This window comes from Janthinobacterium salmonicoloratum (assembly GCF_051380845.1).
Classification (GTDB): Bacteria; Pseudomonadota; Gammaproteobacteria; order Burkholderiales; family Burkholderiaceae_D; genus Janthinobacterium; species Janthinobacterium lividum_F.
On the sequence record NZ_JBNYXV010000003.1, the window covers coordinates 442,530 to 466,779 of the forward strand.

The window sequence follows — 24,250 nt, forward strand, 5'->3', positions numbered from 1 at the left end:
AGACAATATCCTTCAGTACCCCAAGCAACCGAGGCGCCCAATTTAAGGCAACTCGATGAAGATTAAGAAACGCCATTTGAGTTCTTCAGAGCGCTTCCAGATGAGGATTTGGTATATCCTACATAGTTGCAAGAGTATCGTAAAAAAATTAAATTGCTGCGCTCTTTTCTCCTCTTTTCGCCCCGCCTACTATGAAGATCTCAAACTTTATCACCGACAACATGGAGCAAATTCTTGTTGAATGGGAAGAATTTGCTACCACCTTTGGTGCAGTTGCCGACAAGATGTCTCCTCGTGAGCTGCGAGATCACGCCAGGCAGATATTACAATTCATTGCCAAGGACATACAAAAGATCGAGAGTCAGGAGGAAGCAAAAGCAAAATCTCAGGGCTTGAACGTCGTTTCCACAAAACAGGAAAGTGCATCAGAAATACACGGTAGGTTACGTTATGCGAGTGGATTTACTCTCCGGCAACTTATTGCCGAGTACAGAGCGTTACGAGCAAGCGTGTTGGAACTTTGGGGTAAAGTCCTTGTCGAAGTATCAGCAGAAAGTGCGCAGGACGTTATGCGTTTCAATGCAGCAATAGATCAGTCTCTTGCCGAAGCTGCAGTGGCCTACTCAGACAAAGTAAATCAAACACGCGATATCTTCCTCGCCATCTTAGGACACGACTTGCGTGGACCGTTAGCTATTACTTCTTTGGCAGGAACCTTTCTCTCACGAGAGGGCATATTTGATGAACAAGTTCAACGCATGGGTCAGCGAGTGGGGCGGAGCGCTGCAACGATGAGTGTCATGGTTAACGATCTACTAACCTTTGCACGCATGCAATTGGGTGATGGCATACCGATAGAACGTAGCATGTGTGACGTCCGTGAAATTATTCAAAGCGCTATCGAGGAAGCCAACGCCGCCCACCCGTGTTCTGTGTTCGAACTTCATGTACACGGAAGTTTAACGGGCTCTTTCGATAAACCGCGACTTCAACAATTATTAGCTAATTTAGCAAATAATGCGGCCCAGTATGGCACCCCTAGCAAATCGATCATTGTCGAAATTGTCGGCGAGAAAGATAGCATCCTCTTCAAAGTACGTAATGAAGGCCCGAGAATTCCAGAAAATGTGTTGCCAACATTGTTCGATGCATTAGTGCAATTACCTGAACAGTTAGGAAACGAAAGGCCACGCTCAAGCCTTGGCTTAGGCTTATTCATCGCTAAACAAATCGCGGTTGCACATGGCGGCGATATCACGGTAACTTCAGACGACGTGAGCGGCACTGTTTTTTTTGTCAACATACCGCGAAATTAGAGAAAATTTAACGCTTCAAGAATTTTTTCAGCCTTGGGCGATTGCATCGACCACAATGCTTATCCATCTTTTAGGGCCGGTCGCCCATTACACGCAGGGCACGAAGGCGCCCTGCGTGTAATGCAAATAGCTATAGTGTATGCGGCTTACAAGCGCCACGTAACAACCGTACCTGCTGAGCTACCTACATGCAAATATCCGTGCAAAAAATCTTTGCATTGCTGCACTCCATGCGCGATGGCACCAATATTTTATGCCGATTGGGCATTGATCGTCACCTGGGGCAGCTTTGGATCACCTATCATTTGGGGGGGCGTCGGGATCTTTCTATGGGAAATGGTGAGTACGCGGAGGGCTATCTCCAACGGAACCCCGCTCCTCCTAAGATACTCTGCTGCACTAATTGTACCGAGCATCGCTTGAAAGATGATTCCCACATCTATTTTCTGAGCAGTCAGAATATCGCTTCTTGTATGTGAAGTGGAGACTTCGTGATCCACTACTGTATTTGAAGTGATTAACATGTGGTTTCCTCTGGGGGACATCTAAGGTCGGGACACGAATTTCTTTGTTCTGGCGCCATGTCGATATCCTCCGCGTTGTCAGCTCGATTTATTTATTTCCCTCCACATTTCTTCGCGTGCCCTATAGATACGGCTGCGTACCGTGCCTATCGGGCGAGCTATTTTCTTAGATATTTCTTCGTAACTCAAGCATTCTATTTCGCGAAGACAAAAAGTTAGCCGCAACGTGGCGGGCAAGGCCATAAATACACGTTCAATTTTCAGATTGGTCTGCACAGCAATATATTGCTCTTCGGGATCATCTAAATAATTTATGTTATTTATTTCATATGATTCCTTATACAATTCCATGGTGTCGAGAAACCGTATATTTCCCCCATATTTTTCGTCATGAAATTTTTTTGCGCTATCGGCGGCAATGACAAATAACCAAGAAGGAAAATTCAAGTCACCCCAAGATGGCATAATTTCTTGAAATGCTTCCATGAAAACAATTTGAATAACATCTTCAATATCATGCGAGTCACAAAGAATTAGCGCGACGATATGTTTTACCTTTGATCGGTATTTTATATAGAGTTTCTCAAATATCAGATTGTCGCTACAGAGAAATTTTCCCACCAAGAAATTGTCATTACTATCTATCACTAATCTAGTCCCACTTTTGGTAGAAATTGAATTTCAAGATTAGCAGGCACAACTCATTTATGCAGACGTGCGTCCTTTAAGTTGATTTGAATCAATACATTCCGAGAAGAAATTAATTCCACGAATTATTTTGCTATCATAAAGAGAGCCACGGCCGACATACTGTTGTGTGAAGCACAATTAACTATAGCATTTTAAAAACAGATATTTCAATAAGGAAATTTATTTTAAGTTCCATATTAAATTTCTATCGGAGCAGGCTTGATCCAATTTCTTAAATATGTTTCCATATTAAAATTCCATGTGATGTCAAATACAACTTGACATGTAAAATATTTGTTTCCATTGCAATTATTTATTTCCATATGGAATTTATTATTTCTCTTCATTCTTTTCAAGGGAATTGATCATGTGGCAACGATATTGATAATTGGATAGGAACTATTGTGGACAATATAATAATTTCCACCTATTTCATCGAGTTTACGCGTCGAACTAACAGAGTTTTAAGAACAATAGATGAACGCGCAGGCCGGGTAAAAATCGACATAAAGGATATAGCTAAACCATTCGATACTTTGATTGTCGATGCGTGGGTGATTGAAAAAAATGGAGTGCTCTGGCTTGTACATGAAACTGATGCTGGCTATACGGTGGAGATCTTGCTATCGAAAGCTTTGCGCTTTTCGCGCCAGGCGAAGTTGTAAAGTCCACCTTTAAGAACCTATCAGACACTTAGAAAAACCGGTCCGAGGCGGACTCGCTCGGCGGCTAGCCGGTATTGATTAATGCATGTACCAAGAGACTGCAATACCTCCCCCAGTGTGCAAATACCAACATTTGCATGCCATTGCACCAGTCGCACAAAAAATTCCTCAAAATGCTTCAATTCGCATCTCTCGATCACACGGGAGGCAAAAGTGTCAAACGTGGAGTGGCAGAAAGTGCGGAAGGAAGGGGTAGCGGCGTAGCGGGCCAGCGTACAATCGGAGACCAACAATGATAAGCTCTCGACAACACCATCCTCGCAGACAGCGATATACCTTGAGACACCTTATGAAAAAGATGACGGCTACAGAAAAGAAGTCGATTACTCAAGACTGGAAAGAAGCGATTGGCGCGTATGACATATATAAGCCACTTCACTTATTGAAGCGTAACGGCCCTCTGCTGACTGGCATTTATCTAAAACCCGTGTATGGCGAGGAACATTATGTTCCCGTGTTCCACACGCACTCACTGATGACGCCGTTTCCTGTGGTTTCGCTGGCCACAACGAGTCCTTTATTAAATGGTAAAGGTGTAGATGAATCAATAAGTCCCTTGCGCCACTCAAGCAAGTTCGATGAACTAGTTGAACCGTTTCGATTGCAGTGCCCTACTGCATTTCTCGACACACTTTCCTGCACAACGCTGGACTCCCTGTATCAAAATACTGTAGCAAGTGCGCATAACTTTCCGATACAAGCCATGACCGACAATGTCTTGCTACTGGCTTGGTGCAAGAAGGAGGCAAGTGTCGCCGAGCGTATTGAGTATTACAAACTCATCTTGCAGGGATGGCCGGAAGGTGTAACCCAACATGTAGGGGGAGCTACAGGCTGGGAACGTGAAATCAAGACCTTATTAGATCCCCAACGCCTTGTAGAGTCGGTCACACAAGAATTGAAAAAATTCAAGTTGAGTCACTTCCCAGATCACTCACTGGCATGTGATTAATTGTAAGCGTAAAGCCAGCACCGGCTTGAGCTTGGCATTGATTTGCCAGATGATGGCATCACACCGCCGGGAAGCGAGGAAGCGAGGGTCAGGTCCGCCATTCAGACACAGACTGATGCGTTGGGTGCTGTGCATCATGCGATCAGGTCTGCCATTTGAACACGGGCTGACGCATTTGCGTCGTAAAAGCATGCTCAGCCGAGAACTAAATGAGAACTATGAACGCGCGCCTTGGACCGGATACTGACAAAAACTGACAGTCAACCGATGTATGATCGGCGAATCAAAACTAAAATGTAAAGGGCTAAATTCACCATGGCTGTTTTTACTCATTCATCAGGTCAGTACTTGTCAGTTGGTGATGCTGAAATATACTTTGAAATCATAGGCAACCCGATTGGGAGTCCATTGCTGTTACTGCATGGCGGCTTAGGCAACCTCACTGACTTCAATGGCATTGTCGCTCAACTTGCAAGTGAATTTAAATTGATTGGCATTGATTTTCGGGGGCATGGCAAGTCAACGCTCGGAAAATCTCGCTTGACCTATAAACAATATCAAGCAGATGCCGAAGCTATTGTCGCGCACTTGAACATCGATTGTTTTTCCATACTTGGCTTTAGTGATGGTGGTATCACTGCCTTGCGCATGGCAGCTGAAACCCCTTCGCGAATTAATGGGCTTGTTGCGGTGGCGGCTCAAAGTCAAATGGAGCCGGACGACCCGGCCCTTCCCATGCTAAGTGGCGTGACAGCTGATTTCTGGGAAACAAAGTTCCCCGAGGCGGTCTTATACTACAGAAATAACAATCCAGAGCCGGACTTTAATGCATTGATCAAATCGGTTGTATCGCTCTGGACAAATACTACCCACAGCGCTTACCCTGGCAATCTCATCGAACAGATCACGGCACAAACTTTGCTGGTGCGTGGCGACGAAGATCATATTTGTTCGTTAAAGTGCGCCGCTGAACTGCAAGATCAAATAAAAGGGTCTGCCTTCTTGAACATTCCTTATGCAGGGCACGAGGTGTACAAAGATTCTCCTATTTTGTTCATGGAGGCGGTGCACGATTTCCTTACCAATAGAATTGCTAAGAAAAATTAGTTGACCAGACCCCACGAAAGCGATGCGGTCTTCCTGCGCCGGCTGGGCAGAAAATATGACGCCGTGGCCAGAAGAGTTGGATGCTAGGAAGCGAGGGGCAGGGAAACGAGGGGCAGGTCCGCCATTCAGACACAGACTGATGCGTTGAGTGCTGTGCATCATGCGATCAGGTCTGCCATTTGAACACCGGCTGAGGCATTTGCGTCGTAAAGCATGCTCAGCCGAGAACCTAATGAGATCCACGAACGCTCGCCCTTGGCGCGCGAGGCTGCCGCGTAGCGGCAGCAGGTGGAGGATTCAGGGCGGGCTGGGCCGGTATAGGCCCAGCCCTTCGAATCTCACACGCATGGCGCCGCCCTGCTCGCTTCCGCCAGGCAATAAAAAACCGCCCGAAGGCGGTTTCTTTATTTCTGGCGGAGCGGTGTAATACGAATAATCAGGTTTCATGAGGAATTTGTGGACAGTTCAACTACCGTACCTACTAAAATACCTACAGATGGGCATCGGCACAAAAAAATCGTGGTATACCTGCGCCCGGTGCGCGATGGCACCAATACAGATCACGTTTTAATGAAGCAGCAATATATTTCCCTTGAGCAATATGCAAGCATATGACATTTACACCAACAATTGAGCTTTTTTCTACTTTTGTCACTTGTTTTTTTCTTAATCACCCCAAAGATAACACTTGTACTGCTGAGCAAAATCCCCTTTGGGTGTTTTTAAAATTTTTTCGATAAAATTTTTCGGGAGCAAAAATTGGTCACTGTTGATGGAAAAAAAATTGTCTTTTCGCAATCATTCATCGTGCGCGATGGAAAAGAAGCTAAATTTACGTTGTCTACCCCTGAGGCGCATTTGGCATGCACAGTGGTGTTTACCCCACCTGTACATGGCGAACCTCAACGCGTCGAAACGTCTGGAGAGGCAAGTAACGTCAAGTTCACTTTCACAGGTTTTCAAAATGAACTTGGTAGTGTAACGATAGATCCAGTGGAATTCTTGAAAACTGCATCGAATAGCCGACTCTACTACCAAGCTCGACAATCTTATCTTGATGGTAATAATTTCGTTCATTTTTTTGTGTATTCAGACAAGTAAGGCATCGACCCAACTAGCCGAAACAATCAAAATTCCGGAATACATTAGGATGGGGTTTCGATACCCTCCGCCCACACCATAAAATTCTTTAAAATCAATTAGTTGGCAATAGATAGCTGCCATTTTATTGCGGTGTTTTTTGGCTGATCATGCACAGTAATAACAACATAATGGCAGCATGAAGCCGCCGCCTAGTGCGGCTTTTTTCTTTCTATCAAAGGTTTACGATGGTCGATGAAATTCTCTCGAGGACGGACGATATCCTTGCAACTGCACAGTTAGGTCTGGACGATATGCTTTCAACAGATCGCACGCGACGCATGAGCGGATTGCGCAATCTAATCGTTTTTGGCCGTTCGGTTACATTTACGCTCCAGAATCTTAGTTCCAAAGCAGAGGGGTTTGACGAGTGGTATTCGGCTGAGCAGGAAGTAATGAAGGCTGACTCTCTGATGAAGTATTTTCTTAATCTCCGCAACGAAATTCTAAAGCAAGGAAAATTGAACGTTAGCACTTCGGCTCACATAAGCGCGTTCAGTACTGAGGATATAAAAAAATTTCCAAAACCACGTAACGCCGTGGCGTTTTTCGTTGGAGATCAGATCGGCGGCACAGGATGGGAGGTTGAACTTCCTGATGGCTCAAAAGAGAAGTATTACGTCACGCTACCTTCAAGCATTGGGACCGTAAAGCAAACTTTCGCTGATATGCCACAAGAAAAATTCCCAGCTCTCGAGGGGCGAAGTGTCGAAGACCTTTCAAGTGAGTATCTTGAAAAATTGTCCGCCTTGGTCAATAGAGCAAAGATACAATTTGGAACGAATGTTAGACCGGCAGGCCGTCCTCACCTGACTCTTGTGAAGTAGCGACGTAGCCGCCCGAGACACGCACTACTGATGCAGCAGTCCTTTTAGCTATGAGAAATTTAATCAGATAACTAAAGTTACGCCTAATGCTACGCTAAAATATTCGAAAAATTTACTTTCTACACAACAACATAAGATAGACTGAGCACACTATTATTTTAAGGATGACATATGAAAGTGTTCATGAGCTGGTCAGGACAACGTAGCAAGCTTACTGCCGAGCTTCTGCATGACTGGATAAAATGTGTCATTCAAGCCGCACAACCATGGATTTCGTCGAAAGGAATAGAGCGTGGCGCCTTGTGGTTCTCAGAAATTAATAACGAACTAAAAGACACTTCTGTGGGTATCATCTGCCTGACAGCTGAAAACAAAGATGCTCCATGGATTCTTTTTGAGGCTGGAGCTTTGGCAAAAGGACTCGCCAACAGTCGGGTTTGCACTTTCCTTGTCGATCTAGAAACTGCTGATCTTCAACCTCCGCTTTCTCAGTTCAATCATACTTTCGCAAATTACGAAAGCATGTGGAGTTTGGTCGCAACATTAAACAATGCTTTAAGCGCAAACAATCTGGAGCTATCTGTTTTAAAACGTGTTTTCGACACCTATTGGCCTCAGTTTAATGCTGAATTTGAAAAAATTATTAACGAAAATCCTCCTGTCACCGTTGTTACACCGAGAGACGACAAGGAAATTTTGAATGAAATTTTGGATACTACTCGCAGCATGCTTGGCCGGGTCCGCAAGCTGGAAGAAAGAGAGAATCTAACAATCGACCAGGCTGATAACGCGAGAAAAAATAGCTTCGTAGCGACGCCAGTATCGGTACTTGAACAAGGGCTATATTCCGATGCTATTAATATGAGTGTCACCTTTCTTCAAGGCGGCATGTCTACTAATGGTTTAAAAACGAGGTTGATGAAAAAATATGGATTTGATGCAGCACACGCACTGTATATCATCGAATTGACAAAAAATAGAATCATCGAAAATACGCCTGAAACACTTTAGAAGCAGTCTTCTGCTACCTGGGCCCAAGATTGTGATTCCCGTTGTCCTGGGTTCGAACCCCATCCCCTCCCCCACAGAGCGAGTAGGAAAATCAAAGGGTTACACTCTCGAGCCAGCCTTGATACTGGTCCGGGTCGAGGAGCATCACCATCCGCTTTTCATCGTCAGGCTTGTGGAAGCGCTGCATGAGCGGGTGGCCATCGGCGTTTATCGTCAGCATCGAGAACGACAGCAGCAAATCTTGCGGCCGGAATTCCCAAATACCGGTGATGGCGGCTGGCATGCCATCGGCTTCCCTGTTTCGTAGCAGGGTTCAAAAAAGTTATCGGCAGAGATAATGCAGAACTGTTTGCGCTTCCAGGCATTGCGGAAGGACGGCTTCTGCGCCACAGTTTCGGTGCGGGCGTTGTAGGTCTGGCGCGCCAGCTTCATATCGGCCCAGTGGGGAACCATCCCGAAACATGCCGGCGCGACTTCCAGTTCACCGGGCACCTCGTGCGACGCGCGAATAATCGGCGCCATGTAGCCAGGCCAGGCTTCCGGCGGCAGGTCAAATTGAGGGGAGCGGACAGCAAAATGCTGTTCGATTTGATCGCTACGGCTGGGGGTATAGTCGGCGCACATGCAATTTATTCTACCTGCCTCCCGGCATTGGCGGCGGCTCCGTACCGACAAAACACAGCCAGGACTGCGCATAGTCGCAAAATTGCATATCCACTTTGCTGCGTTCAAACCCTGATAACACCATGCGCCCATCCCGATACCAGAGCAAATTGACATCGAACAGTGTGTCAACGTATTTTCCACTCTCTCCGTAAGTGAAGCGGGCCAGCCTTACCAGACGGTGTAAGCCCTGGTCTGTCGTTTCAACGACCTCCAACGTTCCGGGCCGTGCCAAGTTGTAACGATCATTCAGCCGTCGCTTGGGCACCTCTACACCAGCAAGGCGCATCTTTAACATTTTAACAATCATCGTGACACCTAAGTAAAATACTGTATATACATACAGTATATCAAGAGTTCTTGAGGCCGCAATACCCGGCAATGATGCGGTGGAGTGAAGATGAATGATGCTCAGAATGCAGACGCCAATACATGGGCCAAAACCGCGCCAGGACACGGCGCAGCGCGAAAACAACACCGTTCCCACGTCGCCGCACCACCTGCACGAAAAACCGCTCAAACTGCGTCAAAATGCGTCAAATCGCATGATCCCTCTTCGCCCCGCCGCGCCAGTCCTCATGCGCCTTCGGCTATGGCGCAAATTTGAGTCAAAAGACCCCTATATAGCGGGCAGGTGTGGAGGGGGGACAACTGCGCGCGCCGGGCCGAAACCGGCCTTTTTCTTGCTTCAAGAGCAACATCAATCGGCGGGACGTGAAAAAGCCGCCTCGTGGGCGGCTTGTGCGGTGGCTGGGGCGCTTTGGCGCGGCTGGGCTGTCGCGTCCCTACCCTGCAGGCTATCGCGGCGTGGCGGTCATCCTGGGCGGCCGGCGCGGATCATCGCCGCCTGCTCCTTGTCGTAGTCGTCGCGGCAGTCCACGCCACAGAACTGCAGCGCGGGCGCCAGCGCCTCGTCGCAGTAATGGCAGCAGCCATGCGCCACCAGGCCTGGCCGGCGCCGCACGGCGGCCAAGCCGCGCGCCACCTCGGCGAAGATGATCTTGTCCGTGTTGTCGATATGGTCGCTCATTGCAAGCCCTCCCCGCCTGTGGCCAGGTCATACGGGGCGAAGCGCACCACTTCCACGCCGGCCCACTCGTTGATCGCCATGAACTGTGCCTGCAACGGCACCAGCTCGTTACGCGCGAAGACGCGCGCGGCCGGTTCCACGGCGCCGAAGCCGCCGGCATTGTTCGGCAGGATGCCCATGAGCTGCGGCGGCACGCGGTGCGCGGCCAGTTGGTCATCGCGCGTGACGCTCTTGATATTGAAAAACTCGTCCTTGGCGGCCACGTCCGACACGGGCAGAATCTGGATGCCGTCCTTCTTGCCGTTCGGCGCGTACATGAACAGGTTACGGAAGTTGCCCGGGCCCTTGCTGTCGCGCATGGCCTGGCGCAGGTTGTCCACGTCTTGGGTGTTGGCGGCGGCGTCCGTCATGTAAAACACGAAACCGGCGTGCGAGCCATTCTTGTAATACTTGCGGCGGAACAGGGTGGCCGCCTCGTTGAGCCAGGCCGATTGCAGCGCGCTCAGGTACTGCGGCACGCCATACAGCTCCTGGTTCACGTCCGGTTCCATCAGGTGGAACACGCGGCCCTTGTCGAATTCATGCACGGCCTGGTAGCCGTTCACGAAAAAGTAGGTATCCAGATCGACGCCACGCCGCATGTACTTGGCCAGCGCATGCTGGTACGCCAGCGCCTTGCCGCTGCGGCTGGGCCGGTCTTCCAGGTAGGCGTTGCCAAACGTCAGGAAGTCCAGGGCCATGCGCTTGAAGGCGTCACGCGATAGGTATTTGCTGGGAATCAGGGTGGACGCCAGCACGTTGGCCTTGAAGTGGATCGCGCTACTGTGGTGCACGCCCGCATTAAAGGACTTGGCCAGGCCGGCCAGGTTGACGGGCGGCTCATACCAGTGGCCGTTCTTCCAGCACTCAAAGCAGTCGAGAATGTCGGCGTGCTCAAGCACGGGCGTCGGGTCGCCGAAGGAAAACGCCTCGATGCCGGCGGCGGCCGGCGCCGTGGCCGCTGGTGATGGCGCGCCTTGGGCCTGCTGGCCGCGCGCGCGCATGTGTCGTGCTTTTCTCAAGAATAAATCTCCATGAAAGATTGGTGGTTGTCAGTGGTGCCTTCGAATGGCTCATGATCGAGGGCGTGCATGCAGGCCCACGCCAGATCGGCGTGACCGGTTTCATCGGTGCGCCCCGCCACGTAGGTGACGTTGCGCCCGCTGGGGGTGAGGGTCTTGCGGATGGCCATGAACGATTGCGCGATGTCCGTCCAGCCGGCGTCAAATTCCAGGCGCGCACGGCTGATGATGTTTTTCGCCTTCAAGACCATGCGGGTTTTGACTTCGGGCGAATAGTTGATCGCCGTGGCGGCCGGGAAGAACTGGCGCACGATGGGAAACACGCCAATGCCCATGCCGGTCGTGTCAATGCCGATGTATTCGACGTTGTAGCGCTGGGTCATCTGGCGGATCGCTTCGGCGTGATCCTTGAAATCCTGTCCGCGCCACTGGTGGCGCTCCAAGATGCGGAACTTGCCGCCGGCCGTCATGGGCGGCGCCAGCACGACGCAGCCGGCGCTGTCGCCGTTCAAGGCCGGGTCGTAGCCGATCCACACGGGCCGGTTGCCGAACGGACGCAGGCCCAGCAACGGCTTGTAGTCGTCCCACTCCACCCAGGAATCGACCATGCAGCGCTGCAGCTCGGCCAGCGGGAAGACCGAGGCCGAGTCGTCAATAAAATTGCACATCAGCAGGTTATCGAACTGGTCCGGGCTGTATTCGAAGTTGCGCAGCTCGTCGATGTCGAACAGGTTGCAGCCGCCGCGCTCGGCGTCCAGGATGGTGACGATCTGGCGCCAGATTTTGTCCTCGCCCGTGTAGCCCGACGACAAGCGGGCGTGGCTCACGTCGATGTTGACCTGGTCCGCCTTGGCGCGGCGCTTGTTGAACAGCTCGCCCGTCCAGAACGGGTAGGCCTGGTGTGTGGTCGAGGATGGCGTTGAAAAATACGTCTTGCGCCATTTCTTGTGGATGGCCATGCCCGAGGCCACCTTGTTGAGTTCCTGGAAATTCTGTGTCCAGAAAAATTCATCGAAGTAGAAATTGCCGTGGTAGCCCTGCGCCGTGCGCGCATTCGTGCCCAGGAAGTACAGGTGCGCGCCGTTCGGCAGCACGATGGGGTCGCCCGTCAGCTCGATGCCGGCCGCCTCGCGCGCGAATTGCACAATGTATTGCTTGAAGACGTGCGCCTGGCTCTTGGAAGCGGACAGGAAAATCTGGTTGCGCCCGGTTTCCATCGCATCGGCCAGCGCCTCGCGGGCGAAGTACCATGTGGCACCGATCTGGCGGCTTTTGAGAATGGCGCGCGTGCGCTGGTCGCCGTTGCGATACCAAACCTTTTGATAGTCGAACAGCGAATCCTGGAAGGCGTCGAGCAGTTGGATTTTCTGCTCTTCGCTGAAATCGTTGCGGGTCGGCTTTTTCTTCGGGCCGGCATTGCGGTTTGCCAGCTTGGGATTGAGATCCACCTCGTTGCCGCCCGGCTGCTCGTAGCGGCGCACGCGCGCCGCCTGCACGATAGCGCGCATCAGCAGATCGATTTCCTTGTAGTCGCTGCCGCTCTTGACCTCTTTTTCGATCAGCTTCACCAGGCGCAGCTCGGCCGCTGCCTCGACGTGCTCGATGGCCTGGGCCTTGTCCCATTCGTCGCGCAGCTTCCAGCTGTTGATGGTGCTGCGCTTGAGTCCCAGGTGGCGGGCGATGGACGAAATACGCCAGCCCTTCCAGTACAGGGCGCGCGCGGCACGGCGCGGCTCGGATTCGGGCACGGCCAGTTCGGCGATTTTCTCGTCGGTGGTTTGTTCGCTTGTTTTCTCGATTGTCAGCATGCCGCCAGCGTAGGCCGCGCGCGCGCGGAGCGGGGAAAGGCAGAAGTCGCTATGGCCCATAGCAACCCGCACCGCATTGAATCGCGGCGCCAAGACGTTGACCATGGCGTTATCCGATCAACCGAGAACGCCCACCATGTCCAAACCATCGCCCAAACCATCGAAATTCTTCCGCGTCGCCACCGAAGGCGCCACCACGGACGGCCGCAACATCGACCGCGCCACCATCGAGCAGATCGCCGCCACCTACAACCCGAAAACCTACGGCGCGCGCATCTGGCTGGAGCATATCCGGGGCATCCTGCCCGACAGCCAGTTCAAGGCCTACGGCGACGTGATCGCCGTGAAAGCCGAGGAAGTGGACACCGACAACGGCAAGAAACTGGCCCTGTTCGCGCAGATCGAACCGACGCCGGAACTGATGGCCATCAACAAGGCGAAACAAAAGCTGTACACCAGCCTGGAAATCCAGCCCGACTTTGCCGACTCGTCGCGGCCCTACCTGGTCGGCCTGGGCGTCACCGACAGCCCGGCCAGCCTGGGCACCGAGGCGCTGAAATTTTCCGCCAGCCGCAAGCAGCAAAGCGCCAACCTGTTCACTTCGGCCGTCGAGGTGACGCTGGAATTTGACGAGCCGCAGGGCGCCAAGCTGGCCGACGCCGTGAAAAACCTGCTGTCGCGCTTTTCCAATAAATCCGGCACCGACGCGGCGCAGTTCGCCGACATCAGCGAAGCCGTGCAGGAGCTGGCCGGCCACGTCGTCACCGTCAACGACAACTACACGGGCACCTTGGCGCGCCTGGAGAAAACCGAAACAGCCTTGAAGTCCACGCAGGACGAGCTGGCCACCTTCAAGGCGCAGATGGACGAAGCGCCCGGCAACGGCCCGCGCCGCCCTGCCGCCACCGGCAACGACGGCGCCGTGCAGACCGAGTTTTAAGTGCGCGCCATCCACCAACACCCCATTCAACAACGGAGCACTGATTTATGAAAAAGCAAACGCGCCAGGTCTTTGGCCAATATGAAACCCGCCTGGGCCAACTGAACGACACGGACAACGTGGCCAAGACCTTCAGCGTCACGCCCAGCGTGCAGCAAAAGCTGGAAACGAAGATGCAGGAATCGAGCGAGTTCCTGTCGAAGGTCAACATCATCGGCGTGAGCGAGCAGGAAGGCGAAAAGCTGGGCCTGGGCGTGTCCGGCCCGATTGCCGGCCGCACCAACACCAAGGACAAGGAACGCAAGACGCGCGACCTGTCCACCCTGGACGGCACCAAGTACCGCTGCGAACAGACCAACTTCGACACGCATTTGAACTATGCCAAGCTGGACGCCTGGGCCAAGTTCGCCGACTTCCAGTCGCGCGTGGCCAATGCCATTTTGACGCGCCAGGCGCTGGACCGCATCGTCATCGGTTTCAATGGCGTGAAGGCCATGGCCGACACCGATCTGGACGCCAATCCGCTGCTGCAGGACGTGAATAAAGGCTGGCTGCAGCACCTGCGCGAGCTGGCGCCCGAGCGCGTCCTGGGCCTGGTGGCCAGCGGCATGCCGGGCAAGGTCGTCATCGGCGACGTGGACGGCGCCGACTATGCCAACCTCGACGCGGCCGTCACCGATGCCGTCAACCTGCTGGACCCGTGGTATCAGGAAGACACCAATCTGGTGGCCATCGTCGGGCGCAAGCTGTTGAACGACAAGTATTTCCCGCTGGTCAACACCAAGCAGGCGCCCACGGAAACGCTGGCGGCCGACATCATCATCAGCCAGAAACGCATCGGCGGCTTGCCGGCCGCGCGCGTGCCCTTCTTCCCGGATAACGCGATCCTGATTACGCGCTTCGACAATCTGTCGATCTACTTCCAGGAAGGCGCGCGCCGCCGCCGCGTCGAGGACGTGCCCAAGCGCGACCGCATCGAAAACTACGAGTCGTCGAACGACGCCTACGTGATCGAAGACCTGGGCCTGGCCGCGCTGGTGGAAAACATCGAGTTGAAAAACAAATGATGGCGAACCAGTCCCCCGCCCTGCGCCACCGCGCGCGCATGCTGGCCGAGCGCACGGCCGGCGCCGCCGCGCCGCAAGGCGTGACCACCGGCACGGCCTACGAAATGATGCTCTACAAGCTGACCGACGACCGGCGCCGCCTGAAGTCCATCCAGTCCGTCGAACGCAAGATCGAGGTCAAGGCCACCTTGCTGCCGGATTACGCGCCGTGGATCGACGGCGTACTGGCCGGCGGCAAGGGCGCGCAGGATGACGTCTTCTCCACCTTGCTGGTGTGGCACATCGACACGGGCGAATACGAGCGCGCCCTGGTCATGGCCGCCTATGCACTGGAACACAAGTTCACGCTGCCCGACACCTACAGCCGTGACATCGCCACCCTGATGCTGGACGAGTTCGCCGAAGGCTATTTGCACGGCAAGCTGGCCAGCGATCCGCAGCATGCGGCCCAGGTGCTGGGCGCCGTCGAAGAACTGACGGCCGCCAGCGACGCGCCCGACCAGGCGCGCGCCAAGCTGCACAAGGCCATTGGCCTGGCCATGATCGCCGTGCTGGATCAGGCCGACGAAGCCGACATCGCCCCGGCGCTGGTGGCGCAGGCGGAAACGGCCATGGGCCAGTTGAAACGCGCGCGCGCCCTGTCCGAGTCCTGCGGCGTCAAGAAAGATATGGAAAAGCTGGAACGGCGCCTCAAGCGCGCGGCCGGTTCCACGTAAAGAGCATCCCCCGCAGCACGGCGGCACGGGGGGATTCTGGCTGAACCATCGGCCTGATGAACCCCGTCCACCGCCCATTTTTGAAAGTACCCCGTATGTCCTTCATGGCCCTGCCCCCGTCCATCCCGCCCGGCAGCACGCCGGCGGCACCGGCGCCTGCCCCTGGCATCATCGAGAACGATGGCTGGTTTCCCGATATTGCCCTGGCTGAAATGCGCGACGCCATGCGCCTGGACGGCACCGTCACCGACGCGCGTCTGGTGCAAGCCGTGGTCGATGCCATCCTGCAGGTCAACCGCGAGCTGGCCGACTGGCAAGGCAAGCACGCCGCCGCAGGTATCGCCGCCCTGGTGGACGTGCCGGCCACGCGCATCAACCGCGAATCCCGCTTGCTGGCGCAGTACCGGCGCGCCGTCTACAGCACAGCGAAAGCGGATCTGATCGAGCGTTACCGCGACTACGACAGCACGGCCACGTCCGTTAGCGACAAGAAAAGCATGGAATGGCTGGACGAGGCGCCCGGTGCGCAACGGCGCAATGCGCAATGGGCAATTGCCGATATGGTCGGCCGCACGCACCTCACCGTGGAGCTGATCTGATGCAGGTACGCACGCAGCAGCACGACACGGTAGACGCCCTGGTGTGGCGCTACCTGGGCGACGGCGCGGGATACGTCGAGCAAACCCTGGAAATGAATCCCGCGCTGGCGCGCCACGGCGCCGTGCTGCCTGCCGGCCTGGTCGTCACCCTGCCAGAGCCGGCGGCCAGCACGGGCCAGGCCGCAGCCGATCTTGTGCAGCTATGGGATTAACGCAGCAATCCACCTTTTTACCCTCATGAAAAATCTCTCACCCCTCACCTCGGAGTATCAAGCAATGTCCGCAGAATCGTTTGGTGGTTTCGCCACACTGGTCAAACTGTACGGCTTCAAGGCGGCGCTGGGCATGGTCGGCGCGGCCATGCTGTACATCGTGCTGCCGCCACTAAACAGCGACGGCACCTTCAACAAGGGCGAGTTTGTCGCCCGCCTGGCCTGCGCCGGCGTCTTCTCGTGCCTGCTGGGCGGCACCGTGTACCAACTGCTGTGCGCCCAGCTCCCGGCCATCGGCGCCATGGTCAACGCTTCCGCCATCGACTTGATCGTCGGCGCGCCCGGCTGGTGGGTATCGCGCGCCGTGGCCCTGTGGTTCCAGCGCCGCAGCGACAAGGACATCGCCGAGCTGGTCAAAGACGCGAAGGAGCATTAATGGCCACCACCGATAATCCACTGATCGCGCGCGTCATCGACGCCATCCTGCGCGCCGAAGGCGGCTATGTGAATGACCCTCTTGATGCGGGCGGCGAAACCAATTACGGCATCACCGTGGCCGTGGCGCGCGCCAACGGCTACACGGGACCGATGCGAGATTTGCCCGTGACGGTGGCGCGCGCCATCTACACGGCCCGCTACATCACGGAGCCGAAGTTCGACCAGGTGCTGGCCCTGCATACCGGCATCGGCGCCGAAGTGATCGACACGGGCGTCAACATGGGGCCGCACCGCGCGGCCGAGTTCCTACAGCGCTGGCTGAACGGTTTCAATGACACGGGCGGGCGCTACGCCGCCCTGTTCGTCGACGGCCGCCTGGGCGCGCAATCGCTGGGCGCCCTTGCGTCCTTCCTGACATGGCGCGGCCAGGATGGCGCCGCCGTGCTGCTGCGCGCCCTGAACGGCCTGCAGGCGGCGCGCTACCTGGAAATTACCGAGGCCAACAAGAGCCAGCGCCGTTTTCTGTTCGGCTGGATCAAGGAACGGGTGGCCATGTGACCGCGACCACCTGGCGCCCGCTGACCGCCTGCCTGCTGTGCGGCGCCCTGGTCGGCTGGACGGCGCAGGATTGGCGCAAAGATGCCAGCATCGCCACTCTGCAGCGGGCGGCGGCCACCGACAAGAGCACCGCCGCCACCGCGCTGGCCCAGGCCACCGCCCGCGTGCTGACGCTGGAGCGCGCCGCCGGCGCCGCCCTGGCGCAGCGCGCCGACCACCTCACCCAGGAACAAACCCATGCGAAAACCGAGCGTGACCGTTTTAACAATGATGTGCGCAGCGGCGCTGTGCGCCTGTCAATCCCCGTCGCCAGCGGTCAGTGCGCCGCAACTGCAGATTCCACCGCTGCCGCAAGCCATCGGCACCAAACGCGCGCCGAACTTGACCCAGCGACTGCGGCAGCTCTTAACGCCATTGCCAGCGACGGCGACGACGCCACCCGCCAGCTGAACGCCTGCATTGACGCCTACAATCTAGTACGAGACACCTACCATGTACAAACCGAATAGCCTGCGCCAGCACTTGGCCGCCGCCATCCCCGACCTGCAGCGCGACCCCGACCGCCTGCTAGTCTTCGCCGACGAAGGCAACGTGGTGGCGTCGGCCACCGCCTCCTTCTCCTTCGAATACCGCTTCAAGCTCAACCTGATCGTCACCGACTACGCCGGCGACGCCGATGCCATCATGGTGGCCCTGATCGCCTGGCTGAAAGTCCACCAGCTCGACCTGATGGCCAACGAGGAAACGCGCAAGCATGGCATCGCCTTCGAGGTGGATTTTAATAACCATGAAACGGTCGACATTTCCATCAAGCTGGACCTGACCGAGCGCGTGGCCGTCAAGACCGGCGAGGCGGGCCGCCTGGATATCAAGCACCTGGCCGAGATACAGCACATGCCCGCCTATGCGGACGAGTTCTGGAAGCTATATGACGGCGACACCCTGCTGGCCGAGTGGCGCACGCCCGAGGCGACGCCATGAGCGACGACCTGCACGCGCTGGAAGCCTGGGCCGGCGCCCTGTTGGCCAAGCTACAGCCGGCCCAGCGCCGCGCCATCAATCACAAGGTGGCCATCGACTTGCGCCGCAACCAGGCGCAGCGCATCAAGGCGCAGCAGGGGCCGGACGGCGCGGCCTATCCGGCGCGCAAGCGGCGCAAGGAATTCAAGGGGAAGAACGGGCGCATCAAGCGGCAGAAGGCGGCGATGTTCGCCAAGATCCGTACCGCCAAGCACCTGAAATTAAAAGCGACGGGCGACCAGATCGAGGTCGGGTTCTTTGGCTGGGTGGCACGTGTGGCGCGTGTGCATCAGTTTGGTCAGCAAGATCTGGTACAGAAAGGAGGGCGTACATTCAAGTATCCAGCACGTATCCTACTGGGGATGTCTCAGTCTAACCAAATGTCAGTGCGGAACAGTTTATTGAAGCATCTTCTAGCGCCCTAAGTTATACTAAGCAAGATAAAAATTAGACAATAATGAATTAATATTTCGACGTCTAATATTATGCATAAATCTTATCTTAAAATTTCTATCTCACCGCATTAGAAAATCATCTCTCAAGAAACGAAATATTTCAGCATCCACATCATATAAAAATCATGTCATCTATATTTAAATTTGAAGCAAAATTTGGTTGGGCAGAAGCCATAGCCGCATTAGCCTTTCTTTCGAGCATTGGTTCATTCTTATATGCCCGAGATCAAGTCATTCAAAACCTCCCTGATTTACATTTTGAATCTGAATCTGCTTTACGAATCGACTTAGAAGGGGTGAGAAGCAAAAAGGAAATTCTAGTTATGCTACCAATTATTGTTACAAATCGCGGAGGACGAACCGCAACTTTAGTGAAAATTGAAAAAGATACGTTGCCACAACTCTTAGAAATTATCAATGATAAAATCCAAGTAAAAAACAATCTAACCTCCCAATATTCGTTCACCGAGGGAAAAACAAATAACCGCAGCCAACTTTCCACCTTACTTTCCGCATCGGAATTCAAACCTTTCATTCTTCCACAAATAATTAATGAATCAGTTGAAAGTGGAAAGTCTCGCACATTCGTCTTACTTCTAAAAATAAGAAGAGAAGATGAATCCGATATTGGCGATGCAAAAGTATTATTTTCAGCAAAAGCCGTTTTTAGCGACGGATCCACATTCAAAATATCTCGAGGCTTTGGATTTCCACAAACTGATTAAATTAAATAGATTTATGCTACACCAAAGTCGCTAAGCCACTTATCAACCCGCCCCCGCGTGCATCCGCACGCGGACTTCGGCAACATGCACTGCATGAACGCCGACCTGTCCGACCTCCTCCGCTTGCTGCAAAACCTGATCCGCCTGGGCACCATCGCCGAGGTGAAAGGGGCCAAGGCGCGCGTGCAGCTCGGGCCAACCCTCACCACGGAATGGCTGAACTGGGCCACACGGCGCGCCGGCAGCACGCGCACCTGGTCGGCGCCCACGGTCGGCGAACAAGTGATCGTCTTTTCCCCGGGCGGCGACCTGACGCGCGGCATCATCGTGCCGGCGCTGTACTCGCAGGAATTTGACACGCCAGAATCCAATCCCACCATCCACACCACGCACTACCCTGACGGCGCCGTGGTGCAGTACGACCACGCTGCCCATGCCCTGACGGCGACGCTTCCCGGCGGCACCGCCACCATCACCGCCGACAAGGTGACATCGAACGCGCCCAGCACCATCTGCACGGGCGACCTGACCGTCATGAAAAACCTGATCGTCAAGCAATCGGCCACCGTGGAAGGCGCCACCGCGCTGAACGGCGGCGTGAACGCCAAGGCCGGCGCCGCCGGCGGCGTGGCCATGGCCGTGCAAGGGACGATCAAAGCCAGCGAGGACGTGCTGGCTAGCGCCATCAGCTTGCTCAAGCATCCGCACAGCGGCGTCAAGCAAGGTGAAGACCAATCGGGCGGGCCGCTGCCATGATGGGCATGCACGCCGCCACCGGGCGCAGCCTGACGGGCCTGGGCCACCTGTGCCAGTCCGTCACCGACATTATTACGACGCCCATCGGCTCGCGCATCCGGCGCCGCCGCTATGGCTCCGAAGTGCCCGAGCTGATCGACCAGCCCCTGAACAGCGCCACGCAGTTGCGCATCTACGCCGCCACCGCCTTTGCCCTGCGCCGCTGGGAACCGCGTTTGCAACTGTCCAGCGTACAGCTCACGCGCGACACGGACGGCGCCATCGCCCTGCTGCTCGATGGCACGGCGAATGGCCAGGGCATCACCCTGTCCGTGCCCGTCAAGCAAGGGAGCGCCGTATGAGCACGCCCATCGACCTGACCCAATTGCCCGCGCCCAGCGTGGTCGAGGTGCTCGACTTCGAAGCCATCCTCGCCAACCGTAAAGCGCACCTGGTGCGCCTGCTGCCGGAAGCCGAGCGCGCGGCCGTCACGGCCCTGCTGGAGCTGGAATCGGAACCGGCCGCCAAGCTGCTGGAAGAGAACAGCTATCAAGAAACCATCCTGCGCAACCGCGTCAACGAGGCCGGCAAGGCCGTCATGCTGGCGTTCGCCCTCGACGGCGACCTTGATCAACTGGGCGCCAACGTCAACGTGGCGCGCCTGGTCATCACGCCGGCCAATCCCAACGCCCTGCCGCCCGTGGCCGCCGTCATGGAAGACAACGACGCCTACCGCCTGCGCATCCAGGAAGCGCCGGATGGCCTGTCCGTGGCCGGCCCGAAAGCGTCGTATGAATTCCACGCCCGCAGCAGCGACGGCCGCGTCAAGGACGCAAGCGCCACCAGCCCCGCGCCGGCGCACGTCATCGTCACTGTGCTGGCCAACAACGACACAGGCATCGCCGACGCCGCGCTGCTGGCCACGGTGGCGCGCGCGCTCAACGCCGAGGACGTGCGCCCCCTGGGCGACCGCTTGAGCGTGCAAGCCGCCCAGGTCATCGACTACCAGATCGAAGCCACCTTGTTTATCGGCGTCGGCCCGGAAGTGCCGATCCTGCTGGACGCCGCGCGGGCCAACGCCGTGCGCGTATCGCAGCCGCGCCGCCCGCTGGGGCACAGCATCTACCGGTCCGCCTGCAGCGCCGCCGTGCACGTCGAAGGCGTGCGCAAGGTCGTCTTGACCAGCCCGGCAGCGGATATCGAACTGAACGCCACCCAGGCCGCGCGCTGCACGGCCATCAAGCTCAATGTCGTGGTGCTCGATGAATAGGATCGTGCCCACCCTGCCGCCCAATACCACGAAGCTGGAGCGCGCCATTGCCGTGGCCTGCGCCGAGCTGGTCAACGTGCCCGTGCCGCTGCGCGACCTGTGGAACGCCGACCGCTGCCCGGTCAATCTGCTGCCGTTTCTGGCCTGGGCCTGTTCCGTCGACCGCTGGGATGATGCCTGGCCCGAGTCGATCAAGCGCGGCGCGATCAAGGCGGCCTACTTCATCCACAAGCACAAGGGCACGATTGCCGCCGTGCGCCGCGTGGTCGAGTCCCTGGGCTACCTGATCCGCATTACCGAATGGTGGCAAACCACGCCACCGGGCGTGCCGGGCACCTTCCGCCTCGACGTGGGCGTGCTGGACACGGGCATCACGGACGCCATGTTTCTGGAAATGGAACGCCTGATCGCCGACGCCAAACCCGTCAGCCGCCATTTGACGGGCCTGGCCATTTATCTGGAAAGCCGTGGCAACGTCTACGCGGGCGCTTGTGCGTACCACGGCGACAGCATGACCGTGTATCCCTGGATCGCGGAAACCATCGAAGTGCGCGGCACGCTATTGCAGGCCGGCGCATCCCATACCATCGACACCCTGACCATCTATCCATGAGCACATATTTCGCCATTCTCACCGAAGTGGGCGAGGCCAAGCTGGCCAACGCCATCGCCCTGGGCCAAACCCTGAAACTGAAAAGCCTGGCCGTGGGCGACGGCAACGGCAATCTGCCCATGCCCGTGCGCACGCAAAAGGCGCTGGTGCGCGAAGTGCGCCGCGCCGGCCTGAACCAGCTGAGCATCGACCCGGCCAACGCCAGCCAGATCATCGTCGAGCAGGTGCTGCCCGAGGATGTGGGCGGCTGGTGGATACGCGAAATCGGTATCTACGACGAAGCCGGCGACCTGTGCGCGGTGGCCAACTGCCCGCCCAGCTACAAGCCCCTGATGGCCGAGGGCAGCGGGCGCACGCAAGTGGTGCGCATCGTGCTGATCGTCGCCAGCACGGCCGCCATCGAACTGAAAATCGACCCATCTGTCATCCTGGCCACGCGCAAGTATGTCGATGAGCAGGACATCATCGTGCGCGCCTACAGTGACGCGCAACTGGCCAAGCACCTGGCCGCCGCCGACCCGCACCCGCTGCTGGCCAAGGTCGCCTATGTCGATCAGCAAGACACCAGCGCACGCGCCTATGGCGACCAGCAACTGGCCAAGCACCAGGGCGCCGCCGATCCGCATCCGCTGCTGGCGAAGGTCGCTTACGTCGATCAACAGGACACCAGCGCGCGCAGCTATGGCGATCAGCAACTGGCCAAGCACCAGACTGCTGCCGACCCGCATCCGCTGCTGGCCAAGGTCGCTTATGTCGATCAGCAAGACACCAGCGCGCGCGCCTATTGCGACCAGCAACTGGCCAAGCACCAAGCTGCTGCCGACCCGCATCCGCAATACAGCATGAAGGAGATCGGGGCACCGGCGAAGTTTGACGCGTCGAGCAAGCTGGCCAACACCGATTTTGTGCAGCGCGCGCAAGGAAACATGGTGCGTTACGCCGACGTCGTTGAAAGCCGCCCACTCACCGCCGAGGATATGGGCTGCGCCCTGTACTTCCCTTATCCGGGCAAGGCCATCACCATTCCCGACCCGGTATCGCTTGGCATTCCCCACAATTCCGGCAAGTGCGTCAAGTTCTTCGGACTCTTCAATACCGGCACCATTCTTGCCGCGCCAGGCGTGAACATTGGATTTGATGTCGGCAGTGTGCCGAACATCACGATCAAGCCAGGGCAATTTCTCACCCTCATGGCGACCGGGCCAAAAGTATGGCAAGTCATCGAATCGACCGCCGAGCTGTGGCGCAATGCCGACTTTGCGGCAATGTTGTCTTCGAGCGGCTACCAGAAACAACCCGGCGGCATGATCCTGCAATGGGGCGGCGGCGCGCAGACACCGGAATCTGGCTATGTCGACGTGATCTTCCCTATTCCGTTTCCGAACGCGTGTTTTCACGTCTTCCCTGGATATGAAGGGCAAGGTGGAAGCGGGTCCAGTCTGCCCAGCAACATCAACGCCGGTATGAAGACAAAAACGGGCTGTCGGCTGTTCACCTACAACGGGAATGCGCTTTCGGCTGGCATCACCCCGTCCTATTTTGCGATTGGAAACTAATCATGCCCGTCAGATATTCACCGAGCACAGGTTTTTTTTACCCCGTCAACATCGAGTACCAGGACATCCCGTCCGACGTGTTTGAGGTATCCGAGGCGGACCACCTGGCCGCCCACACCGTCCGCGCATCCGGCGGATCGTTCAAGTTTGTCAAAGGGACGCTGCGCATCACGGCGGCCCCTGCCATTCCCTATGGCCAGGTGTGCGCCGTCTACCTCAATACCGTTCGCGCGCGCCGTGACGGCATCCTCAACCGCCTGGCCGGTATCGGCTTTGCCGCCATGGCCAGCGGCGACGCGGCAACCGCGCAAGCCATCGTCACGGCGCGCACCTGCCTGCTCGATATCACCATCTGCGCGACGGTCGCCGCCGCACAGGATATGGACGCCCTGCAAGCGGCCGTCAGCGCCGAATTCCAGCGCATCGCCGACGCCTTGCCGCAAGAGGCCCGGCGCGCCTTCGATGATGCAGGCAACACCCAGTAACACCCCC

The 24,250-nt window shown here is 56.2% G+C and carries 31 protein-coding genes; 24 read left to right on the forward strand and 7 right to left on the reverse strand.

The features are described from left to right. Positions 1-191: 191 nt before the first annotated feature. The gene (locus tag ACQ4WY_RS18760; protein WP_436505293.1) at positions 192-1,316 is read left to right on the forward strand and encodes an ATP-binding protein; all 1,125 of its coding nucleotides are present in this window, start codon (positions 192-194) and stop codon (positions 1,314-1,316) included. Between the two features lie 251 nt (positions 1,317-1,567). Here ACQ4WY_RS18760 and ACQ4WY_RS18765 read toward each other — a convergent pair whose 3' ends face one another. Beyond that, positions 1,568-1,840: a hypothetical protein gene (locus tag ACQ4WY_RS18765; RefSeq protein WP_436505295.1), complete on the reverse strand. Its 273-nt coding sequence runs from the start codon at positions 1,838-1,840 to the stop codon at positions 1,568-1,570. Positions 1,841-1,918: 78 nt separating this feature from the next. After that, a complete protein-coding gene (locus tag ACQ4WY_RS18770; RefSeq protein WP_436505296.1) occupies positions 1,919-2,488 on the reverse strand; it encodes a sigma-70 family RNA polymerase sigma factor in 570 nt (189 codons plus the stop codon). Between the two features lie 446 nt (positions 2,489-2,934). On the opposite strand from ACQ4WY_RS18770, the gene ACQ4WY_RS18775 reads away from it, so the two are divergent. The 6 genes from ACQ4WY_RS18775 (at position 2,935) to ACQ4WY_RS18800 (ending at position 8,292) form a co-directional block, all read left to right on the forward strand. Further along, positions 2,935-3,195 (forward strand): hypothetical protein, encoded by a 261-nt coding sequence (locus ACQ4WY_RS18775; protein ID WP_353658214.1) that lies wholly within the window; start codon positions 2,935-2,937, stop codon positions 3,193-3,195. A gap of 349 nt (positions 3,196-3,544) precedes the next feature. Then, the gene (locus ACQ4WY_RS18780; protein ID WP_436505297.1) at positions 3,545-4,207 is read left to right on the forward strand and encodes a hypothetical protein; all 663 of its coding nucleotides are present in this window, start codon (positions 3,545-3,547) and stop codon (positions 4,205-4,207) included. Positions 4,208-4,522: 315 nt separating this feature from the next. Further along, positions 4,523-5,314: an alpha/beta fold hydrolase gene (locus ACQ4WY_RS18785; RefSeq protein WP_436505298.1), complete on the forward strand. Its 792-nt coding sequence runs from the start codon at positions 4,523-4,525 to the stop codon at positions 5,312-5,314. A gap of 759 nt (positions 5,315-6,073) precedes the next feature. Further along, positions 6,074-6,415, forward strand: a complete 342-nt coding sequence (locus tag ACQ4WY_RS18790; RefSeq protein ID WP_436505299.1) for a DUF6864 domain-containing function — start codon at positions 6,074-6,076, stop codon at positions 6,413-6,415. Between the two features lie 227 nt (positions 6,416-6,642). Continuing rightward, the gene (locus tag ACQ4WY_RS18795; RefSeq protein WP_436505300.1) at positions 6,643-7,281 is read left to right on the forward strand and encodes an Ea47 family protein; all 639 of its coding nucleotides are present in this window, start codon (positions 6,643-6,645) and stop codon (positions 7,279-7,281) included. A 171-nt stretch (positions 7,282-7,452) separates the two neighbouring features. Further along, positions 7,453-8,292, forward strand: coding sequence for a toll/interleukin-1 receptor domain-containing protein (locus ACQ4WY_RS18800; RefSeq protein ID WP_436505301.1), 840 nt, complete (start codon positions 7,453-7,455; stop codon positions 8,290-8,292). A gap of 213 nt (positions 8,293-8,505) precedes the next feature. Here ACQ4WY_RS18800 and ACQ4WY_RS18805 read toward each other — a convergent pair whose 3' ends face one another. From ACQ4WY_RS18805 to ACQ4WY_RS18825, 5 genes are all read right to left on the reverse strand, one after another. Then, complete coding sequence (locus tag ACQ4WY_RS18805; RefSeq protein WP_436505303.1) at positions 8,506-8,916, reverse strand: SOS response-associated peptidase family protein; 411 nt, start codon at positions 8,914-8,916, stop codon at positions 8,506-8,508. Between the two features lie 10 nt (positions 8,917-8,926). Next, positions 8,927-9,442, reverse strand: a complete 516-nt coding sequence (locus tag ACQ4WY_RS18810) for a hypothetical protein (RefSeq protein ID WP_436505304.1) — start codon at positions 9,440-9,442, stop codon at positions 8,927-8,929. Between the two features lie 327 nt (positions 9,443-9,769). Beyond that, on the reverse strand, positions 9,770-9,985 hold the full coding sequence (locus tag ACQ4WY_RS18815) for a hypothetical protein (RefSeq protein ID WP_436505305.1): 216 nt from the start codon (positions 9,983-9,985) through the stop codon (positions 9,770-9,772). After that, complete coding sequence (locus tag ACQ4WY_RS18820) at positions 9,982-11,028, reverse strand: phage portal protein (RefSeq protein ID WP_436505454.1); 1,047 nt, start codon at positions 11,026-11,028, stop codon at positions 9,982-9,984. The genes ACQ4WY_RS18815 and ACQ4WY_RS18820 overlap by 4 nt, the downstream gene beginning before the upstream one ends. Before the next feature lie 14 nt (positions 11,029-11,042). Beyond that, positions 11,043-12,854: a terminase ATPase subunit family protein gene (locus ACQ4WY_RS18825; RefSeq protein WP_436505306.1), complete on the reverse strand. Its 1,812-nt coding sequence runs from the start codon at positions 12,852-12,854 to the stop codon at positions 11,043-11,045. A 136-nt stretch (positions 12,855-12,990) separates the two neighbouring features. Between ACQ4WY_RS18825 and ACQ4WY_RS18830 the strand changes: the two genes are divergently transcribed. The 17 genes from ACQ4WY_RS18830 (at position 12,991) to ACQ4WY_RS18910 (ending at position 24,243) form a co-directional block, all read left to right on the forward strand. Further along, positions 12,991-13,794: a GPO family capsid scaffolding protein gene (locus tag ACQ4WY_RS18830; RefSeq protein ID WP_436505307.1), complete on the forward strand. Its 804-nt coding sequence runs from the start codon at positions 12,991-12,993 to the stop codon at positions 13,792-13,794. Positions 13,795-13,841: 47 nt separating this feature from the next. Continuing rightward, positions 13,842-14,861, forward strand: a complete 1,020-nt coding sequence (locus tag ACQ4WY_RS18835) for a phage major capsid protein, P2 family (protein WP_436505308.1) — start codon at positions 13,842-13,844, stop codon at positions 14,859-14,861. Then, the gene (gene gpM / locus ACQ4WY_RS18840; protein WP_436505309.1) at positions 14,858-15,577 is read left to right on the forward strand and encodes a phage terminase small subunit; all 720 of its coding nucleotides are present in this window, start codon (positions 14,858-14,860) and stop codon (positions 15,575-15,577) included. Before ACQ4WY_RS18835 ends, gpM begins: the two co-directional genes overlap by 4 nt. Positions 15,578-15,672: 95 nt before the next feature. Next, positions 15,673-16,176 (forward strand): head completion/stabilization protein, encoded by a 504-nt coding sequence (locus ACQ4WY_RS18845; protein WP_436505310.1) that lies wholly within the window; start codon positions 15,673-15,675, stop codon positions 16,174-16,176. Further along, positions 16,176-16,388, forward strand: a complete 213-nt coding sequence (locus ACQ4WY_RS18850; protein ID WP_436505311.1) for a tail protein X — start codon at positions 16,176-16,178, stop codon at positions 16,386-16,388. The genes ACQ4WY_RS18845 and ACQ4WY_RS18850 overlap by 1 nt, the downstream gene beginning before the upstream one ends. A gap of 64 nt (positions 16,389-16,452) precedes the next feature. Continuing rightward, positions 16,453-16,824 (forward strand): hypothetical protein, encoded by a 372-nt coding sequence (locus ACQ4WY_RS18855; RefSeq protein WP_035820867.1) that lies wholly within the window; start codon positions 16,453-16,455, stop codon positions 16,822-16,824. Beyond that, entirely contained in the window at positions 16,824-17,384 is a 561-nt protein-coding gene (locus tag ACQ4WY_RS18860; protein WP_436505312.1) for a glycoside hydrolase family 108 protein, read from the forward strand. Before ACQ4WY_RS18855 ends, ACQ4WY_RS18860 begins: the two co-directional genes overlap by 1 nt. Further along, positions 17,381-17,893, forward strand: a complete 513-nt coding sequence (locus ACQ4WY_RS18865) for a lysis system i-spanin subunit Rz (protein WP_436505313.1) — start codon at positions 17,381-17,383, stop codon at positions 17,891-17,893. Before ACQ4WY_RS18860 ends, ACQ4WY_RS18865 begins: the two co-directional genes overlap by 4 nt. Continuing rightward, the gene (locus ACQ4WY_RS18870) at positions 17,877-18,365 is read left to right on the forward strand and encodes a phage tail protein (protein WP_436505314.1); all 489 of its coding nucleotides are present in this window, start codon (positions 17,877-17,879) and stop codon (positions 18,363-18,365) included. Before ACQ4WY_RS18865 ends, ACQ4WY_RS18870 begins: the two co-directional genes overlap by 17 nt. Beyond that, positions 18,362-18,829 (forward strand): phage virion morphogenesis protein, encoded by a 468-nt coding sequence (locus ACQ4WY_RS18875; protein ID WP_436505315.1) that lies wholly within the window; start codon positions 18,362-18,364, stop codon positions 18,827-18,829. The genes ACQ4WY_RS18870 and ACQ4WY_RS18875 overlap by 4 nt, the downstream gene beginning before the upstream one ends. 155 nt (positions 18,830-18,984) lie before the next feature. Continuing rightward, positions 18,985-19,584 carry a hypothetical protein gene (locus tag ACQ4WY_RS18880; RefSeq protein WP_436505316.1) on the forward strand — a complete coding sequence of 200 codons (600 nt, stop codon included), beginning with the start codon at positions 18,985-18,987 and terminating at the stop codon, positions 19,582-19,584. Between the two features lie 84 nt (positions 19,585-19,668). Continuing rightward, complete coding sequence (locus tag ACQ4WY_RS18885) at positions 19,669-20,340, forward strand: phage baseplate assembly protein V (RefSeq protein WP_436505317.1); 672 nt, start codon at positions 19,669-19,671, stop codon at positions 20,338-20,340. Continuing rightward, positions 20,337-20,681 carry a GPW/gp25 family protein gene (locus ACQ4WY_RS18890; RefSeq protein WP_436505318.1) on the forward strand — a complete coding sequence of 115 codons (345 nt, stop codon included), beginning with the start codon at positions 20,337-20,339 and terminating at the stop codon, positions 20,679-20,681. Before ACQ4WY_RS18885 ends, ACQ4WY_RS18890 begins: the two co-directional genes overlap by 4 nt. Next, the gene (locus ACQ4WY_RS18895; RefSeq protein WP_436505319.1) at positions 20,678-21,589 is read left to right on the forward strand and encodes a baseplate assembly protein; all 912 of its coding nucleotides are present in this window, start codon (positions 20,678-20,680) and stop codon (positions 21,587-21,589) included. The genes ACQ4WY_RS18890 and ACQ4WY_RS18895 overlap by 4 nt, the downstream gene beginning before the upstream one ends. Further along, positions 21,582-22,202: a phage tail protein I gene (locus ACQ4WY_RS18900; protein WP_436505321.1), complete on the forward strand. Its 621-nt coding sequence runs from the start codon at positions 21,582-21,584 to the stop codon at positions 22,200-22,202. The genes ACQ4WY_RS18895 and ACQ4WY_RS18900 overlap by 8 nt, the downstream gene beginning before the upstream one ends. Next, positions 22,199-23,758 carry a phage tail-collar fiber domain-containing protein gene (locus ACQ4WY_RS18905; protein WP_436505322.1) on the forward strand — a complete coding sequence of 520 codons (1,560 nt, stop codon included), beginning with the start codon at positions 22,199-22,201 and terminating at the stop codon, positions 23,756-23,758. Before ACQ4WY_RS18900 ends, ACQ4WY_RS18905 begins: the two co-directional genes overlap by 4 nt. A gap of 2 nt (positions 23,759-23,760) precedes the next feature. Next, positions 23,761-24,243, forward strand: a complete 483-nt coding sequence (locus ACQ4WY_RS18910; RefSeq protein ID WP_436505323.1) for a hypothetical protein — start codon at positions 23,761-23,763, stop codon at positions 24,241-24,243. Positions 24,244-24,250 lie beyond the last annotated feature (7 nt).

What these genes read in the sequence shown, in the direction of transcription:
- ACQ4WY_RS18820 (WP_436505454.1), bottom strand. Translation starts at nt 11,028, where the DNA reads ATGCGCGCGCGCGGCCAGCAGGCCCAAGGCGCGCCATCACCAGCGGCC.
- gpM (WP_436505309.1), top strand. Translation starts at nt 14,858, where the DNA reads ATGATGGCGAACCAGTCCCCCGCCCTGCGCCACCGCGCGCGCATGCTG.
- ACQ4WY_RS18780 (WP_436505297.1), top strand. Translation starts at nt 3,545, where the DNA reads ATGAAAAAGATGACGGCTACAGAAAAGAAGTCGATTACTCAAGACTGG.
- ACQ4WY_RS18765 (WP_436505295.1), bottom strand. Translation starts at nt 1,840, where the DNA reads ATGTTAATCACTTCAAATACAGTAGTGGATCACGAAGTCTCCACTTCA.
- ACQ4WY_RS18850 (WP_436505311.1), top strand. Translation starts at nt 16,176, where the DNA reads ATGCAGGTACGCACGCAGCAGCACGACACGGTAGACGCCCTGGTGTGG.
- ACQ4WY_RS18880 (WP_436505316.1), top strand. Translation starts at nt 18,985, where the DNA reads ATGTCATCTATATTTAAATTTGAAGCAAAATTTGGTTGGGCAGAAGCC.
- ACQ4WY_RS18760 (WP_436505293.1), top strand. Translation starts at nt 192, where the DNA reads ATGAAGATCTCAAACTTTATCACCGACAACATGGAGCAAATTCTTGTT.
- ACQ4WY_RS18860 (WP_436505312.1), top strand. Translation starts at nt 16,824, where the DNA reads ATGGCCACCACCGATAATCCACTGATCGCGCGCGTCATCGACGCCATC.
- ACQ4WY_RS18870 (WP_436505314.1), top strand. Translation starts at nt 17,877, where the DNA reads ATGTACAAACCGAATAGCCTGCGCCAGCACTTGGCCGCCGCCATCCCC.
- ACQ4WY_RS18890 (WP_436505318.1), top strand. Translation starts at nt 20,337, where the DNA reads ATGATGGGCATGCACGCCGCCACCGGGCGCAGCCTGACGGGCCTGGGC.
- ACQ4WY_RS18845 (WP_436505310.1), top strand. Translation starts at nt 15,673, where the DNA reads ATGTCCTTCATGGCCCTGCCCCCGTCCATCCCGCCCGGCAGCACGCCG.
- ACQ4WY_RS18910 (WP_436505323.1), top strand. Translation starts at nt 23,761, where the DNA reads ATGCCCGTCAGATATTCACCGAGCACAGGTTTTTTTTACCCCGTCAAC.
- ACQ4WY_RS18825 (WP_436505306.1), bottom strand. Translation starts at nt 12,854, where the DNA reads ATGCTGACAATCGAGAAAACAAGCGAACAAACCACCGACGAGAAAATC.
- ACQ4WY_RS18855 (WP_035820867.1), top strand. Translation starts at nt 16,453, where the DNA reads ATGTCCGCAGAATCGTTTGGTGGTTTCGCCACACTGGTCAAACTGTAC.
- ACQ4WY_RS18875 (WP_436505315.1), top strand. Translation starts at nt 18,362, where the DNA reads ATGAGCGACGACCTGCACGCGCTGGAAGCCTGGGCCGGCGCCCTGTTG.
- ACQ4WY_RS18815 (WP_436505305.1), bottom strand. Translation starts at nt 9,985, where the DNA reads ATGAGCGACCATATCGACAACACGGACAAGATCATCTTCGCCGAGGTG.
- ACQ4WY_RS18835 (WP_436505308.1), top strand. Translation starts at nt 13,842, where the DNA reads ATGAAAAAGCAAACGCGCCAGGTCTTTGGCCAATATGAAACCCGCCTG.
- ACQ4WY_RS18900 (WP_436505321.1), top strand. Translation starts at nt 21,582, where the DNA reads ATGAATAGGATCGTGCCCACCCTGCCGCCCAATACCACGAAGCTGGAG.
- ACQ4WY_RS18805 (WP_436505303.1), bottom strand. Translation starts at nt 8,916, where the DNA reads ATGTGCGCCGACTATACCCCCAGCCGTAGCGATCAAATCGAACAGCAT.
- ACQ4WY_RS18905 (WP_436505322.1), top strand. Translation starts at nt 22,199, where the DNA reads ATGAGCACATATTTCGCCATTCTCACCGAAGTGGGCGAGGCCAAGCTG.
- ACQ4WY_RS18785 (WP_436505298.1), top strand. Translation starts at nt 4,523, where the DNA reads ATGGCTGTTTTTACTCATTCATCAGGTCAGTACTTGTCAGTTGGTGAT.
- ACQ4WY_RS18795 (WP_436505300.1), top strand. Translation starts at nt 6,643, where the DNA reads ATGGTCGATGAAATTCTCTCGAGGACGGACGATATCCTTGCAACTGCA.
- ACQ4WY_RS18885 (WP_436505317.1), top strand. Translation starts at nt 19,669, where the DNA reads ATGCACTGCATGAACGCCGACCTGTCCGACCTCCTCCGCTTGCTGCAA.
- ACQ4WY_RS18830 (WP_436505307.1), top strand. Translation starts at nt 12,991, where the DNA reads ATGTCCAAACCATCGCCCAAACCATCGAAATTCTTCCGCGTCGCCACC.
- ACQ4WY_RS18800 (WP_436505301.1), top strand. Translation starts at nt 7,453, where the DNA reads ATGAAAGTGTTCATGAGCTGGTCAGGACAACGTAGCAAGCTTACTGCC.
- ACQ4WY_RS18895 (WP_436505319.1), top strand. Translation starts at nt 20,678, where the DNA reads ATGAGCACGCCCATCGACCTGACCCAATTGCCCGCGCCCAGCGTGGTC.